The sequence below is a fragment of the Desemzia sp. FAM 23988 genome, assembly GCF_045528365.1.
Taxonomy (GTDB): Bacteria; Bacillota; Bacilli; order Lactobacillales; family Carnobacteriaceae; genus Desemzia.
The window spans coordinates 1-338 of sequence record NZ_JBGQQS010000073.1; the positions used below are offsets into that span (position 1 = coordinate 1).

The 338-nt window shown below is 45.6% G+C and carries 2 tRNA genes; both read left to right on the forward strand.

The annotated features are described in order from the left end of the window. Positions 1 to 51 precede the first annotated feature (51 nt). Positions 52 to 125: transfer RNA gene (locus ACEN4L_RS13505), tRNA-Asn, on the forward strand. 86 nt (positions 126 to 211) lie between these two features. Continuing rightward, positions 212 to 287: transfer RNA gene (locus tag ACEN4L_RS13510), tRNA-Val, on the forward strand. Positions 288 to 338: the final 51 nt, after the last annotated feature.

Below are 338 nucleotides of genomic sequence, written 5' to 3' on the forward strand. Positions count from 1 at the left end.
AGTGAGGGGTTTCCCCTTGTGAGACTAGGACGTTGCCGCGCATATAGTTATTCCGCAATAGCTCAGTTGGTAGTAGCGCGTGACTGTTAATCACGATGTCGTAGGTTCGAGTCCTACTTGCGGAGTTTTGATTAAAATTATTTTTAATCTGAAAAACGGCACTACTCATTAATGAACTAGTGGTAGTTGTGTGGTTTTTCTTTTTCATTGCGGAGGTTTAGCTCAGTTGGGAGAGCATCTGCCTTACAAGCAGAGGGTCAGCGGTTCGAGCCCGTTAACCTCCACCATGAGTCATTAGCTCAGTTGGTAGAGCATCTGACTTTTAATCAGAGGGTCGC